At 74.8% G+C, this 18,761-nt stretch carries 4 protein-coding genes; all 4 read right to left on the reverse strand.

Going from position 1 to position 18,761, the window contains the following annotated elements:
• Positions 1-341 precede the first annotated feature (341 nt).
• The 4 genes from BN3794_RS10595 to BN3794_RS10610 all read right to left on the reverse strand — a co-directional run bounded on the left by BN3794_RS10595 (position 342) and on the right by BN3794_RS10610 (position 18,757).
• On the reverse strand, positions 342-1,286 hold the full coding sequence (locus BN3794_RS10595; RefSeq protein WP_066097305.1) for an aspartate carbamoyltransferase catalytic subunit: 945 nt from the start codon (positions 1,284-1,286) through the stop codon (positions 342-344).
• 33 nt (positions 1,287-1,319) lie between these two features.
• A complete protein-coding gene (gene ruvX / locus BN3794_RS10600) occupies positions 1,320-1,784 on the reverse strand; it encodes a Holliday junction resolvase RuvX (protein ID WP_066097306.1) in 465 nt (154 codons plus the stop codon).
• Positions 1,777-2,343, reverse strand: coding sequence for a YqgE/AlgH family protein (locus BN3794_RS10605; RefSeq protein ID WP_066097307.1), 567 nt, complete (start codon positions 2,341-2,343; stop codon positions 1,777-1,779). Before BN3794_RS10605 ends, ruvX begins: the two co-directional genes overlap by 8 nt.
• A 94-nt stretch (positions 2,344-2,437) precedes the next feature.
• On the reverse strand, positions 2,438-18,757 hold the full coding sequence (locus BN3794_RS10610; RefSeq protein ID WP_066097308.1) for an ESPR-type extended signal peptide-containing protein: 16,320 nt from the start codon (positions 18,755-18,757) through the stop codon (positions 2,438-2,440).
• Between the last annotated feature and the right edge of the window lie 4 nt (positions 18,758-18,761).

Consider the following 18,761-nt stretch of genomic DNA (forward strand, 5'->3'; position numbering starts at 1 on the left):
CATCGGAAGCATCGCCGCGGCCACCGGCCAGGTACTTGAAGCACTCCAGCCCTCGGAGCACTCCAGCACTCAGACACTCCGAGCACTTGGGCACTCGAGCACTCAGGCACAGGCACTCAGAGCATTAGGCATTCAGAGCACTCAGGCACTCAGGCACTCAGGCAAGCCTGCCGGACCTCGTGCGGGCCGATCCGGCCTCCGGCATCGTCCCGGGCCGAGGCGCCGCATGCCCGGCCAGGACCGCATCGTCCGCGGGCTGGCCAGGACCGCATCGTCCGCGGGCCGGCCGGTGCCGCCGGCGCCAGGCGGGTCCCCGGCACCGGCGACGCAGTGCCGGCCGCTCAGCCCAGCAGCGTCTCCAGCACCGCCATGCGCACCGCCACGCCGTTGGCGACCTGGCGCAGCACCCACGACTGCGGGCCGTCGGCGACCTCGTCGGTGATCTCCACGCCGCGGTTGATCGGGCCCGGGTGCATGACGATGGCATCGGCGGCGGCACGCTTCAGGCGCGCGGCGGTGAGGCCGTAGTGCTCGTGGTAGTGGTCGAGCGAATCCACCAGCCCTTCCTCCATGCGCTCGCGCTGCAGGCGCAGCATCATCAGCGCGTCCACGCCCTCGAGCATGGCGTCCAGGTCCTGGCCGACCTCGCAGCCGGCCAGGACGTCGTCGCCGGGCAGCAGCGCCGCCGGGCCGCACACGCGGATGCGGCCCACGCCCAGCGTGCGCAGCGCATGCAGGTCCGAGCGCGCCACCCGCGAATGCTTGACGTCGCCGACGATCAGCACGGTCAGCCGGGAGAAGTCGCCGCCCTTGGCCTGGCGCAGGGTCAGCATGTCGAGCAGGCCCTGGGTGGGATGCGCGCTGCGGCCGTCGCCGGCATTGATCAGTGCGGTGCCCTCGCCGGCCGCATCGGCCAGCGCCTCGACCGCGCCGTCCCCGGGGTGGCGCACGACGAAGCCGCGCACGCCCATCGCCTCCAGGTTCTTCATCGTGTCGCGCGCGGTCTCGCCCTTGCGCGTGGACGAGGTGGAGGCGTCGAAGTTCAGCACGTCCGCGCCGAGGCGCTGCGCGGCCAGGGTGAACGAGCTGCGGGTGCGCGTGGACGGCTCGAAGAACAGCGTGCACACCGCGGTGCCGGCCAGCACCCCGCGCTTGCCGACGCGCCCGACCGCCGCGTCGCGGATCTGGCCGGCGCGGTCGAGCAGCTGCAGCAGGGTGGCGCGCGGCAGGCCTTCCAGGGTCAGCAGGTGGCGCAGGCGTCCATCGGAATCCAGTTGCGAAGTCATCGGTCTACTCGGTAGCGGGAGGCGGGGAAGGGATCAGGGCAGCAGCGAGGCCTCGTCCGGGGCGGCCAGCCAGCGCTCGACGATGACGGCCGCGGCCATGGCGTCCAGCACCTCGGCATCGCGCCGGCGCCGGCGCCCGGCGGCGCGGTCGGCGGCGAACCGGTGCGCGGCCTCCACCGAGGTGGAGCGCTCGTCCACCATCACCACCGGCAGGCCGTAGCGCTGGCGCAGCTGGCGGGCGAAGGCGTGGGCGCGCTTGCGGTTGGGCTGGTCGCCGCCGTCCAGGGTAAGCGGGTCGCCGACGATCAGGCCCTGCGGGCGCCAGTCGCGGTGCAGGCGGTCGAGCGCGGCCCAGTCCGGGCCGTTGGCATGCACGTCCACCACCGCCACCGCGCGCGGCGCGCCGAGCGCACTGCCCAGGGCCACGCCGATGCGACGCGAGCCGACGTCGAACCCCAGCACCACCGCATCCGGCGCGGGCGCGGCCGGCTCAGGCATGGCCGCTGTAGTCGGTCATGCGGAACATGTCCACGCCGATGCGCCCGGCCGCGGCCTGCCAGCGCTCGGCCAGCGGCACCTCGAACAGCAGCGCCGGGTCGGCGGGCGCGGTCAACCAGCTGTTCTCGGCCAGTTCGGCCTCCAGCTGGCCCGCGCCCCAGCCCGCGCAGCCCAGCGCCATCAGCGCGCTGGCCGGGCCGCCGCCCTCGGCCATGGCCTGCAGGATGTCGCGCGAGGTGGTCAGGTACAGGCCGGTGTCGATGGTGAGGCCGGAATCGCGGGGGCGCGGATCGTCGTGGATGACGAAGCCGCGCTCGGGATGCACCGGCCCGCCGGCGAGCACCACGCGCTCGCGCAGGCCTTCGTCGGCGGTGGCGATGTCCATCTGCGCCAGGATCTCCCCCAGTGTGTAGTCCGAGGGCCGGTTGACCACCACGCCCATCGCCCCTTCCTCGTCGTGCTGGCACACCAGCACCACCGCGCGTGCGAAATTGGAATCGGCCAGGCTTGGCAGCGCGATCAGCAGCTGGCCGGACAGTCGGTCGGAAACGTGGGTCATGGCGCCATTCTAGGCGGTCGCGGCCACCACGGGCAGTGAAACGCGCGGACCGGACCCGCCGGGACCCCGCCGCGCGCGGGGTCCCGGCCCAACCTCAGAACTTCACCCGCAGGTCCAGGCCGTAGGTGCGCCCGCCGATCCGGCTGCCGTGCTCGGACAGGTAGTCCAGGCCGATCGACACGCCGTCGCGCTGGTAGTACAGGCGCGAGCTCCAGCGCAGGTACGGGCTGGCCACCGGCACCTGCACGTCGGCCGGCGCCGAAGCGTCGTTGGCGCCGATGAAGCGCAGCGGCAGGTTGACCGCGTCGCGGGTGGAGACCTCGTAGGACACCGTGCTGGACAGGCCGACCGCGCCGTCGCGGAGACCGTGGTCGAAGGCGAACCGGACGCTGGGCACCACCGAGAACAGGCTCTGGTCGTGCGCCTGCGCGCGATAGCCGATCTCGCCCAGGCCCTGCTCGCGCATGCCGTCGTAGTGCAGCAGCGTGTAGCGGGCATCCACCCGCGGACGCAGCGACCAGTCGCCATGGGCGAGCACCGTCCCCAGGCCGGCGCTGCCGGTGAGGTAGCCGGTGCGCGGGTGCGAGACCGCCTGGGCGTCGGCGTCGAACACCGGCGACAGGCGGGTGCTGGCATACCGCGACCAGCCGCCGGCCAGGGTCAGCCGGGTCTGCGCCCCGTCGTGCTCGTGCTCGAAGCCCACGCCGAGGTTGACGCCGCGCGAGGACGCCTCGGTGTTGCCCGCGTCGACCTGGATCTGCGACATGCGGTCGAACTCGAAGGCGGTGGACAGCCTCCAGTCCGCGTCCAGCGTCCCGTCGAAGCCGAACCGGGCGTAGCTGCCGGACAGCGCGATCGGCAGGTCGTCCGCGGTGCGGTCGCGCTGGGCGTTGTAGTTGCCGACGTTGCCCCATGCGCACGCTCCGTCGCTCGCACCGTCGGTATCGCGCCCGGCACAGCCGAACAGGCTGCCGGAGAACGCGCGCTGCACCTGCACCTGGGCGTAGAGCGGCGCGGCCAGGCCATCGGGGTTGATCATGTCGAAGATCGCCCGGTAGGCGCCCTCCTGCCCGGCCTTGAGGTTGCCAAGCAGGGCCATCAGCCGGCCGATGCCGTCGCTGCTGCCGGTCAGCAGCGCGCTGTCCATGTGCACGCCGAGCGCGTTCTGGTTCGGGCGCAGGAACGCCTGCTCGAAGGCCGGGTCGTAGGACAGGTAGACGCCGTCGCTGCGGTACTGCGCCTTGTAGGTCAGGGCGATGGAGTTCTCCATGGCGAAGCCGTCGTCGCGCGTGCCCTGCGGCGCGGTGATGATCGGCAACCAGTCGGCATTGGCCAGCGAGGTCAGGGTGAAGTAGCCCATGCCCGCCAGTGCCGCCGAGCCGGTGGCCGCCAGCCGGTCGGATGCCGGCGTGCCGAAGGCCACGTCCATGTACAGCGCGCCGCTGGCGGACTGGACGAAGTTGCCGTCCAGCGCGACCTGGCTGATCACCCGTGCCCCGTAGAGCAGGTTCCGGGTCGGATCGAGGTCGGCATCGGTATCGGCGAACACCTCGCCGGCGTACAGGTCGATCGGGAACTGCGGCGCACGCAGGCCGAAGTACAGGTCGCCATGGTTGACCAGGGTGTTGCCGGTGTCGGCCGCCAGCGCGGCCACCGCGGTGCCCGTGCCCAGGGCGACGTGGTCCCAGGTGACCATCGACGCACCGGCCTCGTTCACCAGCCGGTTGCTGCCGCCGCCCAGGTCCACGTTGCCGTACAGCGTGCCCAGGTTGTCGAGCAGGTCGTTGCCGTAGCCGCCGAGCGCGGCCTGCGCGGACACCGCCGAGAGCGAGCCCTGGACCAGGATGCGGTTGTCCGCCCCGCCTTCCAGCACCACGCCGGCGCCGCTGCCCGAGCCGCCGCGCACGTCGCCGCCGAGGGCCACGTCGATGTCGCCGCCGCCCTGGCCGCCGTCGCTGGCCGCCTGCACGGCGACCGAGGCATCGCCGGTCTGCAGGACGTCGCCGTCGATCGCCACCGCCACCGCGCCGCCGCGACCGGCACCGCCGGCCGTGCCGGAGATGCCCCCGGCGACCCAGCCACCGCCGCCGCCCAGCGACTGCGCCAGCACGCCGTAGCTGGCGGCCTGGCCGCCGATCACGCTGCCGTCGACCTGCACGTCGACCGCACCGCCGTCGCCCTGGTTGGCGTCGGAGAAGGCGACGCCGGTGGCGTCGCCGGAGGCCATCACGAAGCCGCCGCCGCCGCCGATCGACTGCGCCACCACGCCGTAGCTGTTGCCGCCGGCGTTGAACACGCTGCCCTGCACCGCCAGCGTCACCGCGCCGCCGTCGCCGGCCGCGCCGCCGCGGCCGCCGAGCGTGGCCGCCACCGCATCGGCCCCGGACGCCACCACCTGGCCGCCGCCGGCACCGATCGACTGGGCGATCACCGCGACGGAGTTGTCGGCCAGGTCCGCGACCGCGCCTTCGATCGTGCCGCTGACCGCGCCGCCGTCCAGGCCGCTGCCGCCGTTGGCGCCGAGCGTGGCGTCCACCTGGCCCGACAGCCCGCCCTCGAACACCTCGTTGGCCCAGCCGCCGCCGCCGCCGATGCTCTGCAGCACCAGGCCCTGTGCATCCTGGCCGGCGACCACCACGTCGCCCTGCTGGCGGTAGTCCAGGGTGCCGCCGGCACTGGCGCCGGCCTGGGTGGCACCCAGCGCCAGCGAGACCTGCACCACCGCGCCGCTGCCCTGGCTCAGGTCGGACTGGTTGCCGCCGCCGCCGCCGATGGTCTGCTGCAGCGAGGCCACGCCGTAGTCGCCGTCGAGCACGATCGTGCCGGCATGGCTGGCCTGGATATCGCCGCCGGCATTGCCGCTGCCCTCCACCGCGCCGAGCACGATCTGCTTGACCAGCACCTGCGACACGGCCGCCGCCAGCGGCGATACCGGCAGCGAGAGCAGGCTGAAGGGCGAGAGCGAACCGGCCTTCTCCAGCAGCGAGGTATCGATCAGGCCGCTGCCGCCGCCACCGCCGATGGACTGGGCCAGATCGCCCAGCGAGAACGCACCCGAGGCGCTGTAGTCGCCCGTCGAGGTGGTGGCGACATCGCCGCCGGCGCTGTCGGAAGTGCCGATGCTGCCCAGCAGCGTGCTGATCGCCGAGGTCACCTTGGCCGCGGTGCCGTCGTCGTCGGAGCTGCTCTCGGCCGCCGACAGGTCCACGCCGGCATAGTGCTGGTCGAGCACGCCGCCGCCGCCGTTGATGGCCTGGGTGCGGATCGCCACCGCGCCCAGGCCCGACACGCTGATGCTGCCGTTGTTGGTCACGCTCACGGCGCCGGCCTGGCCGCCGGTGGCGCCACTGGCGCCCAGCATGCTGGCCAGGTTGCCGTACAGCGAGATCCCCGATTCCCCGCCGTCCGCGCTCAGGAAACCCAGGCGGCTGTTGCCGCCGCCGCCGCCGATGGACTGGGCGACGATGCCGTCGGCCCCGTCGCCGGTGGTGACGATGCGGCCGTTGTTCACCACCGACACGTCGCCGCCGTCGCCACCGCTGCCGCCCGAACCGCCCACCGCCATGATCAGGTCGGTCGATTGCGAGAACAGCTGCTGCGGGTCGCTGACCAGGGCACCGGCCATGCCCTTGAGGTCGAGGTTGGCGATGGCCACCGACTGGCCGCCATCGCCGCCGCCGCCGCCGATGGACTGCGCCAGGATGCCGTAGGCGGCCGCGCCGCTGGTCTGGATGATGCCGTCGTTGACCACGCTGACGTCGCCGCCGGCGTTGCCGCTGCCGCCGTTGCCGCCCAGCGCCAGGTTGAGCGACACCGCGCTGGCGTCGGCGCTGCCGGCGTTGGCCACCGCCAGGTCGGCACTGCCGCCGCCGCCGCCGACCGACTGGGCGAAGATGCCGTGCGCGCCATCGCCGCTGGTGACGATCACGCCGCTGTCGGCGATCCCGTCCACGCTGCGGTTGACCACCGTCACCGCGCCGCCGCGGCCGCCCTCGCCGCCGCTGCCGCCCAGGGCCAGGCTCAGCTGCATCGCACCGCCGCCGGCCTGCGACTCGGTCGCATCGCCCTCGGACTTGCCGCTGCCGCCTTCGTCGCCGGCATCGTCGTCCTGTGCATCGGCGGCGTCGCGGCTGGCCAGGGTCAGCGCGGTATCGCCGCCGCCGCCGCCGACCGACTGGGCGAAGATGCCGTAGGCACGCGCGCCGGTGGTGCCGATCCAGCCGGTATTGGTGATCGACACCTCGCCGGCGGCGGCGCCGCTGCCGCCGCTGCCGCCCAGCGCCAGGGCCAGGGTCTTGCTGCCGTCGCCGGTGTTGGCCGCGCCGGTGACGGTCACTCCCGCGGCACCGCCGCCGCCGCCGATCGACTGGCCGTACACCGCGTGCGCGGCATCGCCCGCGGTCAGCACGTAGCCGCCGTTGACGATATCGACGTTGCCGCCGGTGTTGCCGCTGCCGCCGCTCGCGCCCAGGGTCAGCCCCAGCTCCAGCGCGGTGCCGGCACCGTCCTGGCTGCTGCGGCTGGAGGTCATCGCCCCGTCGCCGCCGCCGCCACCGATGGAGCGCGCGTAGATGCCGTAGGCCTGGTCGCCCAGCGTATGCACGACCGGTGCGGCATCGCCCGCGGCGACGGCGACGTTGCGCACGCTGACCTCGCCGCCGGTGCCGCCCGAGCCGCCGCTGCCGCCGAGCGCCAGCGACAGCGACAGGCTGGTGGAACCGGTGCCCTCGTCGCCGGTGGCGATCGAGGACTCCACCGCGGACACGCCGCCGCTGCCACCGCCACCGCCCACCGACATCGCGCCGATGCCGTAGGCGCGTTCGCCCGCGGTCTGCACCAGGCCGGCGTTGTCCACGCTCACGCTGCCGCCGGCCGCGCCCTGCCCGCCGGCGCCGGACACGGCGATGTTGCCCATCACCAGGGTCAGGTCGTTGCGGGTGGAAACCTCGTCCTTGGCCGAGCTGGCGCCACCGACGCCGCCGCCGCCGCCGACCGATTGCGCATTGATGCCCACCGAATCGGTGCCCCAGGTGAGGATCGAACCGGTGTTGGCCACCGTCACCGCACCGCCGACCGCGCCCTCGCCGCCCTGTCCGCCCAGCGCCAGGTTCACGCCCACGGCGGTGGTGATCTGGCTCGCGTCCTGCTGCTGGCCTTCGTCCTGCTGGGCGAGCGCAGTCTGGTCCTCGCCCCCGTCCTTGCCGTCGTCCTTGTCGTCGTCTTTCTGCTTGTTGGCGGAACTGGCGCTGGCCGAACCGGCCACGCCGCCACCGCCGCCGACCGACTGCGCCAGCAGGCCGTCGGCGTTGTCGCCATGGGTCTCGATGGTGCCGCCCTGGCGCACCGCGACGCTGCCGCCGGCGGCTCCCTCGCCGCCGGCACCGCCCAGCGCCAGGTTCAGCGATACCGACGCGTCGCTGCTGCTGGAGGAGGCACTGCCGCCGGTCCCGCCGCCGCCGCCGATCGACTGCGCCAGGATGCCGCGCGCATCGTCGCCCCGGGTGAGGATGACGGCCCCGGCGGCGGTGTCCACCGCCACCTCGCCGCCGGCCGCGCCGGTGCCGCCGGCGATGCCCAGGCTCAGGCCCACGGAAAGCGCCTGCTGCTTGTCCTGCTGGTCCTTGTCGGCCTCGCCGGTGGCCGCCGTGGCGGAACCGTCCGTCGTGCCCGCCTCGTCCGAACCGCCGGCGCTGTCGCTGCCGCCGGCGATCGCCACGTCCAGCGAGGTGCTGCTGGACGTACCGCCGCCACCGCCGATGGACTGGGCGATCACCGCGGTCGCGCCCTGCCCGGCGGTCTGCACGGTGCCCTGCTGCAGCTGCACCGCCACGCGGCCGCCCTCGCCGCCGCTGCCGCCCTGGCGGCCCAGCGCGAACGACAGGCTGTTGCTGCCCAGGCCGTCGCCCAGGTCGTCCACCGCGGCATTGCCGCCACCGCCTCCGATCGATTGCGCCTGGATGCCGTAGGCGTAGTCGCCGGCCGTCACCAGGTCGCCCTGCGAGCGCACCTGCACGTCGCCGCCGGTGCCGGCGGCCCCGGTCGCCCCGCCCAGCGAGATGCTCAGGCCCACGTCGACATCGTCCATGCCGCTGGCCTTGCGCACGTTCTGGCCGGCATTGCCGCCACCGCCGCCGATCGACTGCGCCACGATCGCCGAGGAATGCGCGCCGCTGGTGTAGACGTTGCCGACGTTGGTCACGTCCACCGCCGCGCCCGAGCCGGCGCCGGCACCGCTGCCGCCGATCTGCAGGCTGGCGGCGACGCTGGTGTCCTCGTCCCCGGAGCCGGAGCCGCTGCCGGTTCCCGCACCCGTCCCCGTTCCCGTTCCGGCGCCGCTTCCGGCTTCGGCCGTGGCGCCGTCGCCGCCACTGGCATTGGCGCTGGCGTACTTCTCCAGCACCAGCGTGCCGCCGCCGTTGCCGCCGCCGCCGCCGATGGACTGCGCCAGGATGCCGGTGGCGTTGTCGCCCCCGATGTAGAGGCTGGAGGCGGGCACCACGTCCGTGCCCCAGTCCGCCGCGTTGCCGCGGGTCACCGACACCGTGCCGGCATTGCCGCCGCTGCCGCCGTTGCCGCCCACGCCCAGCGTGATCGGCACCGTGGCCGAGGAGTACAGGCCGCTGACGGTGCCGCCGCCGGCACCGCCGCCGCCGCCGATCGACTGCGCCAGGATGCCGGTGCCGCCCTCGCCCGCGGTCTCGCCGTTGGCGTTGACGTAGAGGTTGCCGTCGCTGGCCACGCTGACCGCCCCGGCATCGCCGCCCTCGGCACCGTCGCCGCCCACGCCCGCCGATACCGCCAGCATCTGCTCGCCCTTGGCCGCCGAGGCGCTGATGTTCTGGCCGCCGGCACCGCCGCCGCCGCCGATCGACTGCGCCAGGATCGCCGAGGCGAAGCTGCCGACCACGTTGACGTCGCCCCGCTGGCTCACGTCCACCGCGCCGGCGGTGTTGCCGATGCCGCCGGCACCGCCAAGCCCGACCACCAGCGACACCGAATCATCCGAGGAGGGCTTGCTGAGGGTCGCGCTGATGTTGATGCCGCCGGCACCGCCGCCGCCGCCGATCGACTGCGCCAGGATGCCGCGGGCATGGTCGCCGTAGGCGAACACGTCGGTGGCCGCATCCACCACCACGTCGCCGCCGGCGCCGCCATTGGCGCCGTTGCCGCCCAGGCCCACCGTGATGCTGCTGCCGGTGCTGATGGCCGCGCCGATGTTGATGCCGCCGTTGCCGCCACCGCCGCCGATCGACTGCGCCAGGATCGCCGACTTCTCGTCGCCCACCGCCAGCACGTAGTCGTCCTGGCCGGCCACCGCCACCGCGACGTCGCCGGCGTCGCCGCCGGTCCCGCCGTTGCCGCCGATGCCGAACACGATGCCGACGCTGGTGGATTCGTCGCTGCCGCCGCTGCCGCCGGAGGACGCCTGGGAGCCGGCACCGGTCCCGCCCGTGCCGGCCGTATCCTCGGCATCGTCGCTGCCGAACACCGAGGTCGGGTCCACCGACAGGCCGCCCTGGATGTTGATGCCGCCGTTGCCGCCACCGCCGCCGATGGACTGCGCCACGATGCCGTTGGAGCCATTGGCCAGGTCGGTGGCGGCGACCTTGAAGTTGCCGCCGTCGCCCAGGGTGATGTCCGCCCCGTGCCCGCCGGTGGCGGCCACCGTGCCGCTCACCTGCACGTCCACGTCGCCGGCGACGGCGCCTTCGCCGCCCTTGCCGCCGATGCCGACCGCCACCGTGCCATTCTTGCTGTCGCCCAGCGCCAGGGTGCCGGCGACGTTGAGCCCGCCGTTGCCGCCGCCGCCGCCGATCGACTGGGCCACGATCGCATCGGCATTCGCGCCCTGGGTCACGACGTTGCCCGCCAGGCTCAGCTGCACGTCGCCGGCGGTGTTGCCGCTGCCGCCGGTCCCGCCGATGCCGATGCTGGCCGCACCGTTGTCGCCGAGGCTGGCGGCGATGCCGCCGGTGATGGTGATGCCGCCGTTGCCGCCACCGCCGCCCAGGCTCTGGGCAAGCACCGCGGTGGAGCCATCGCCCAGGGTCAGGTAGTCGCCCTGCAGCACGCCGGTGACATCGCCGGCGCTGCCGCCGGAGCCGCCGTTGCCGCCGATGCCCACCGCCACGGCCAGGTTCCTGGAACCCTCGCCCAGGTTCAGGCCGCCGGCGCCGCTGACGGTCAGGCCGCCGTTGCCGCCACCGCCGCCCAGCGACTGCAGCACCAGGCCCTCCGCGTTCGCGCCGGTGGTCACCACGTTGCCGGCATGCACCACGCTTACCGCGCCCGCACTGCCGCCGCTGCCGCCGCTGCCGCCCACGCCCACGCTCACCGCCAGCTGGTTCTCGGCCTCGGCCGAGACCGTCAATCCGCCGCTGATGGTCATGCCGCCGTTGCCGCCGCCCCCGCCGATGCTCTGGAACAGGCCGCCATAGGCATGGTCGCCCTCGGTCAGCAGGTCGCCCTCGAGCGCGGCGCTCACTGCGCCGCCGCGGCCGCCGCTGCCGCCTGAACCGCCAACGCCAATGCTGGCGGTGACGTTGCCGCTGCCGTCGCCGGATGCCGCCAGCGAGCCGCTGATGGTCATGCCGCCGTTGCCGCCGCCGCCGCCGATGCTCTGGTAGGTGACCGCGCCGGCATCGTCGCCGGCGGTCGCCACGTTGCCGACCAGCGTGCCGCTCACGTTGCCGCCGTCGCCGCCGTCGCCGCCGCTGCCCCCCACGCCCACGGCGATGCTGCCGCCGTTGGACTGGGCCACGTTGAGCGCGCCGGCCACGTTGAAGCCGCCGTTGCCGCCGCCACCGCCGATCGACTGCAGCAGGATGCCCTGTGCGCCGTCGCCGCCGGTCTGGATGTTGCCGACCACGTCCACGTCCACGTCGCCGGCGTCGTTGCCGGTGCCGCCGCGACCGCCGATGCCCACGCCGATGCTGGCGCTGTTGCCGTTGGACACCGTCAGCGCGCCGGCCACGTTGAAGCCGCCGTTGCCGCCGCCGCCGGCCAGCGACTGCGCCACCACCGCGTTGGCCGACTGGCCCTGGGTGACGACCGCATAGCCGTCGTGGCCGCTGCCGGCCTGGATGTGGCCGGTGACCGCCCCGGACACGCCGCCGGAGCCGCCGTTGCCGCCCAGGCCGACGCTGATCGAGCCGCCGTCGCCGCCGGTGACCGCCATCGTGCCGGCGACGTTGAAGCCGCCGTTGCCGCCGCCGCCGCCGATCGACTGCAGCACCACGCCGTCGCTGTCCTCGCCCTGGGTGAACACCAGGCCGGAGGTGCTGCCGTCCACGTCGCCGGCACTGCCGCCGTCGCCGCCGGTGCCGCCCAGGCCGACGCTGATGGCGCCGCCGTCGCCCACCGATGCCGACAACCCGCCCGTCACGTTGAAGCCGCCATTGCCGCCACCGCCGCCGATGCTCTGGTAGGTGATCGCATCCGCGCGCTGGCCCAGGGTGGCGACATCGCCGCTCACCGCGCCGGTGACGTCGCCGCCCTCGCCGCCGCTGCCGCCGTTGCCGCCCAGGCCGACGCTGACGGAGGCGGACCGGCCTGCCGACGCACTCAGCCCGCCGCTGACGTCGAAGCCGCCGTTGCCGCCGCCGCCGCCGATGCTCTGGTAGGTGATCGCCCCGGCGTCGTCGCCGGCGGTCAGCACGTTGCCGGTGACGCTGCCGCCGACGTTGCCGGCATTGCCGCCGTCGCCGCCGCTGCCGCCCACGCCCACCGCCACCGCGCCGCCGTTGGAACCGGTGGCGCTGAGCGTGCCGGTGACGTTGAAGCCGCCGTTGCCGCCGCCCCCGCCGACCGACTGCTGCAGCACGCCCAGCGCCGCATCGCCCTGGGTCTGGATGTTGCCGACCACGTCCACGTCCACGTCGCCGGCATCGTTGCCCTGCCCGCCGCGGCCGCCGATGCCCACGCCGATGCTGGCGCCGTTGCTGCCGGCCACCGACAGGGCGCCGGCGACGTTGAAGCCGCCATTGCCGCCGCCGCCGGCCAGCGACTGCGCCACCACCGCCGAGGCGCCATCGCCCTGGGTCATCACCGCATAGCCGTCGCGCAGGTCGGTCGCGTTGATCGAGCCGGTCACGTTGCCGGAGGTCCCGCCGGTACCGCCGTTGCCGCCCAGGCCGACGCTGACCGAGCCGCCGCTGCTGCCGGTGACCGTGGCCGCGCCGGCGACGTTGAAGCCGCCGTTGCCGCCGCCGCCGCCGATCGACTGCAGCACCACGCCGTCGCTGCCGTCGCCATCGGTGCTCACCAGGCCGGAGGTGAACCCGTCCACGTCGCCGGCACTGCCGCCGTCGCCGCCGTCGCCGCCCAGGCCGACGCTGACCGAGCCGCCGGCACCGCCGGAGGCGGTCAGCGCACCGGTGACGTTGAAACCGCCGTTGCCGCCACCGCCGCCAATCGACTGCGCCACCAGGCCGGTGGCACCGTCGCCCAGCGTGGCCACGGCGAGACCGTCGTTGCCGGAACCGTCGGGCGCGGCCGCCACGGCGCTGGCATGCACGTCGCCGCCGCTGCCGCCGCTGCCGCCGCGACCGCCCAGGCCGACCGAGACACTGAGCGATTCGCCGCCGCTGACCTGCACGCCGCCGCTCACGTTGAAGGCACCGTTGCCGCCGCCGCCGCCCACCGACTGGGCCACGATGCCGGTGCTGCCGGCACCGGAAGTGACCACCGCACCGGTGCTGTCGAGGATGACCGAGCCGGCACTGCCGCCATCGCCGCCGCTGCCGCCCAGGCCCACGGCCACGGCCGCGCCGCCCTCGGCACCGGCACTGATGCCGCCGCTGACGTTGAAGCCGCCGTTGCCGCCACCGCCGCCCACCGACTGGGCCAGGATGCCGACGGCATCGGCGCCTTCGGTCTGCACCTGGCCCTGCTGGGTCAGCACGACCGAGCCGGCGCTCGCGCCGGAGCCGCCGTTGCCGCCGATGCCCACCGCCACGCTGCCGCCGACGCCGGCGCTGGCCGCGAGCGTGCCGCTGACGTTGAAGCCGCCGTTGCCGCCGCCGCCGCCGATCGACTGCGCCACCAGCGCGGCGGAGCCGTCGCCGCGGGTGTAGGTCAGTCCCTGCTTGTCCAGGCTCACCGCGCCGGCGCTGCCGCCATCGCCGCCGGTACCGCCCAGGCCCACCGATACGCCGACCGCGCCGGTGGACGCCACCGCCGCGCCGCCGGCGATGTTGAAGCCGCCGTTGCCGCCGCCCCCGCCCACCGATTGCACCAGCACGCCGGTGGCGTCGTCGCCCTCGGTCAGCACGTCGGTGCGGACCACCGCGCCGGCGCTGCCGCCGCGCCCGCCGGTGCCGCCGGTGCCGCCGATGCCCACGCCGACCGTGCCGGCCACCTGGGACACGGCGACGCCGGCCCCGACGTTGAAACCGCCGTTGCCGCCACCGCCGCCCACCGACTGCACCACCACGCCGGCCGCATTGCCGCCATAGGTATGCACCCAGCCGTCATCGAGCGTGGCCGCGGCATCCCCGGCGACGCCGCCGCTGCCGCCGTTGCCGCCGATGCCCACCGCCACCGCGGCGGCCCCCGTGGAGGCCGCGCTGACACTGCCGGCGATATTGAAGCCGCCATTGCCGCCACCGCCGCCCACCGACTGCACCAGCACGCCGGTGGCGTTCCCGCCGGCGGTCTGCACGTGGACGCGTTCGAGGCTGGCGCTCGCCAGGGCGGCGGTGCCGCCGCTGCCGCCGGTCCCGCCGATGCCGACGGAGGCCCCCGCGGCGCCCTCGCCCGCCAGGCTCGCGCCGCCGGCGACGTTGAAGCCGCCGTTGCCGCCGCCGCCGCCGATCGACTGCACCACCACGCCGGCCGAATCGTCGCCCTCGGTCACCACGTCGCCGTCGGCCAGGTGGCCGCTCGCCTGGCCAGCGACACCGCCGCTGCCGCCGACGCCGCCGATGCCGATGGAGGCGTTGCCCGCCATGCCCTGGGCGATGGACAGGCTGCCGCCGACGGTGAAGCCGCCGTTGCCGCCGCCGCCGCCCACCGACTGCACCAGCATGCCGGTGGACTGGTCGCCCGAGGTGCCGATGTCGCCTGCCAGCGTGCCCGTGGCATTGCCGGCGTCGCCGCCGCTGCCGCCGCTGCCGCCGATGCCGATGGCCGCCTGCAGCGCACCGGTGGCCGCGACCCCGACCGACACCGCCAGCCCGCCGGCCACGGCGAAGCCGCCGTTGCCGCCGCCGCCGCCCAGCGACTGCACCACGTAGGCATCGGACTGCTGGCCCTGGGTGACCGATGCGCCGGTCAGGCTGGCGCTGACGTCGCCGCCGTCGCCGCCGTTGCCGGCGCTGCCGCCGATGCCCATGGTGGCGCCGGCACTGACGCCGGCGAACGGATTGGCCGAGATGTTGAGCTGCGCGGCGATATCGAAGCCGCCGTTGCCGCCGCCGCCGCCCACCGACTGCACCACCGCGCCGCGCGACTGGTCGCCCAGGGTGGACAGGTTGCCGACGATCGCGGCGTCGACCGTCCCGCCATCGCCGCCGTTGCCGCCCGACGCGCCCATCGACAGCGTGCCCGACACCGCGGCGGCCACGCCCACGCTGGCACCGGCATCGATGGTGTAGCCACCATTGCCGCCACCGCCGCCCACCGACTGGATCAGCACCGCGTCGGACTGGTTCCCCTGGGTGGCGACGTCGGCCGCCACCGTGGCGCTCACCGCGCCGCCGTCGTTGCCCGCACCCGCGCTGGTGCCGCCGATGCCCAACGACAGGCTGCCGGACGCCAGTCCCGCCTGCAGGCTCGCCTGGATCTTGTTGCCGCTGTTGCCGCCGCCGCCGCCGACCGACTGGATCACTGCACCGCCGGCGTTGTCGCCCCCGGTCTGGATCGACCCGCCCAGATGGGCATCGATCGTGCCGCCGCGGCCACCGTCGCCGCCGCTGCCGCCGAGGGTCTGGTTCACGTTCAGGCCCGCCAGCGACAGGCCGGCCTGCGCGGAGATCACGCTGCCGCCGCTGCCGCCGCCACCGCCGATCGACTGGATCAGCGCACCGGTGGAACCGAATCCGTCGCTGCCGCCCGCCTGGCCGGCCTCGATCCCGGTGGCGATGGCGCCGTTGTAGGTCAGCTCGATGTCGCCGCCGGCGCCGCCCTTGCCGGCCGTACCGCCCAGGGCAGCGGTATAGGCCAGCGAGTAGGCGCTGCCCACCGTGCCGGTGACCGCGATCGTGTCGCCGCCGGAGCCGCCGCCGCCGCCGATCGTCTGCGCCAGCAGGCCGGTGGAGAAGTCGCCCGAGGTCTGCAGGACACCGTCCGCATCGTCGCCGGTATCCATCTCGATGTCGCCGCCGCGGCCGCCGTCGCCGCCGCTGCCGCCCTTGCTGGAATTGAAGTTCAGGCTGTACCCGCCGATGCTGGCCGCCAGCGAGACCCCCACGGCGTTGCCGCCGCTGCCGCCGCCGCCGCCGATCGTGGACAGGTACAGCGCGTCGGCGTTGTCGCCGGACGTGGCGATCCGCGCATTGCCCTGCACCGTCACCAGGCCGCCGTCGCCGCCGTCGCCGCCGCTGCCGCCCTGCGAGAAGCTCACCGACAGCGGCACGCCGAGCCCGATCGACGCCGCCGCCGCGGTACCGCCGTTGCCGCCGCCGCCGCCGACCGATTCCAGCTTGATGCCGGCCGCGTTGTCGCCGCCGGTGATGATCGTGGGCAGCGCCGGCCCCTGGCCCAGGGTCGCGGACACGTTGCCGCCGTCGCCGCCCTCGCCGCCGCTGCCGCCCAGGGCCACGGCGACGAACGGCGCCGCCGATACCGCCAGTCCGCCGTTGCCGCCGCCGCCGCCGATGGATTGCGCCAGGATGCCGTCCGCGTGCGCGCCGGAGGTGATGATGTCGCCGACATTGGCGATGGCGACGTCGCCGCCCGCACCGCCCTTGCCGCCGCTGCCGCCGATGCTCAGGAACGCGGCACCCGCGTTGCCGCCGTCGCCGCCGCCGCCGCCGATCGACTGGGCGAGGATGCCGTAGCCGTAGTCGCCCGCGGTCCGCAGGCTACCGCTGTTCTCCACCGACACGGCACGGCCGTCGTCGCGCTCGTCGGCGCTGCCGCCGATGCTCGAGCACAGGGTCGCGGAAGTGCATCCGGCATCGCCGCCGCTGCCGCCCATGCCGGCCAGCGACACCAGCCCGCCGGCACTGCCGCCGCGGCCACCGCCGCCGCCGATCGACTGCGCCACGATCGCCGCCCCGCCCTCGCCCTGGATCGTGATGTCGCCGCTGTTGACGACCGCCACCGCGTCCGCGGTACCGCCCTTGCCGCCGCTGCCGCCCAGCGCCACCAGCCCGCCGGCGCTGGAACCGGAACCGCCGCCGCCGCCGATCGACTGCGCCACGATGCCGTCGGCCTGAACCCCGGACGTCTGCAGGGCGCCGCTGTTCTCCACCCGCACCACAGCGGCATTGCCGCCGGCCGCGCCGGCGGCCCCCAGCGCCACCAGCCCGCCGGTGGCGCCACCGGCACCGCCGCCGCCGCCGATCGACTGCGCCAGGATCGCCGCGCTGTGGTCGCCGCCGGTGACGATGGTGGCCGTGTTGTCCACCGCCACCTGGCCCGCATTGCCGCCGGCCCCGCCGGCCGACCCCAGCGCGACCGCGCCGACGTGGGTGCCGCCCTTGCCGCCGCCGCCGCCGATGGACTGGGCGAGGATGCCGTTGGCCGCCTCGCCGCCGGTGATGATCGTGCCGCTGTTGTGCACCGCCACCGCCCCGGCATTGCCGCCGGCCGCGCTGCTGCCGCCCAGGGTCACGATGCCCACCGCCGTGCCGGTGCGGCCGCCGCCGCCGCCGATCGACTGGGCGGAAATGCCGTCCGAGCCGTCGCCGGCGGTCTTGATGACGCCGCTGTTGGTCACGTCCACCGTGCCGCCATTGCCGCCGATGGAGGTGCTGTCGCTGCCCAGCACCACGATCGCCACGGTGGTGCCGCCGTTGCCGCCGGTACCGCCGATGGACTGCGCGTTGATGCCGGCCGAATCGTTGCCGTGCGTGGTCAGGTTGCCGCTGTTGTCCACGACCACCGCACCGGCGTCGCCGCCGGCACCGCCGCTGGCGCCCGAAGTCGGGAACAGGCCGAAGGAATCGCCGCCCTTGCCGCCGCCGCCGCCCAGCGACTGCACCAGCAGCGCGGCCGAGTTGTCGCCGGAGGTCTCCACGTTGGCCGAGGTGGTCAGGCTCACGTTGCCGGCGGTCTTGGTGCCGCCGCCGCCGGCCGCGCCGCCGCCGGCGTAGGACGAGCCGCCTTCGCCGCCCTGGCCGGACTTGCTCTGCACGGCGATGCCCGGTGCCGGCGTATTGCCGTCGGCGGAGGTGACGATCGTGCCGTGGCCGCTCACCGTCACCGTGACGTTGCCGCCCGAGCCGCCGTTGCCGCCCGGCTTGGCCTTGGACGCGGACAGCCAGATGTCGCCGCCGTCGCCGCCCTTGCCGCCGGTACTGGACACGAAGATGCCCGCGTGCCCCGGCGCGATGGTGGAGATCTCCTGCACGTTCAGGCCGGCATTGGTCGCGGCATTGGCGATGATGTCCGGTCCGCGCCCGCCGTCGCTGCCGGCCTTGGCCGGCACGAACAGCGCACCGGTGCGCCCGTTCTTGCCCTTGGCGCCGGCCCGGTCGATGGAGACCCGCGACCCGGCCGCATAGCCGCCGTCCGAGCCGTCGTCCCCGTCGTCGTCCGCCGGCAGCTTCACCGCCACGTCCACCACACCGGCCACGCTGACCGTGGGGTTGCCGTCCTCGTCGGTCCCGGTGCTGCCGTAGGCGATCCGGGCGATCTGCACCGCCTGGCCGCTGCCGTCCACCCACTGCCCGGCGGTGGCGTCGTAGCTGACATCCGTGGACAGCGTCTGGGAAACCCCGCCGCCGGCATAGAGGTAGTAGCCGACCACCGTGACCGACTGCACCTGGGTCGGCGCATCGCTGCCGGACACGCCGGACGAGCCGTCGCCGGCCACCAGCAGCGTCTGGCCGATGCCCGCGATGTCGCGCACCAGGTAGTCGCTGGTGCCGTCGGTGGCGATCACGCCGATGCGCTTGCCGTCGATGACGTCGCCGTCGTCGTCGGTCTGGCCGGCCACCTCGGAGGTCAGCACCAGCGAGGTGTCCTGGTAGTTCCCGTCCCCGTCCAACACCGGATAGGTCCCGCTGGCATCGGCCCAGGCGCCGCCGGCGACCAGCGCCAGGCCGAGCATCGCCATGCGCGCACCGGCCATTCCCGAGCCGGATCGTGCGCACGCGGCCGCCACCGCCGCGGCCAGCGCGGACGGGACCGGCAGGCGGCGCCTGGCGCCTGCCGACAGCCGCGACCCGTGCCTTCCGACCAGCTCCGAAACGACCTGGACGATACCCAGGGACGCGTTGAACACCAGCTTGTAGATCCTGTTCATTCGG

Origin of the sequence: Xanthomonas massiliensis (genome assembly GCF_900018785.1) — a bacterium.
In the GTDB taxonomy this organism is placed as follows: Bacteria; Pseudomonadota; Gammaproteobacteria; order Xanthomonadales; family Xanthomonadaceae; genus Xanthomonas_B; species Xanthomonas_B massiliensis.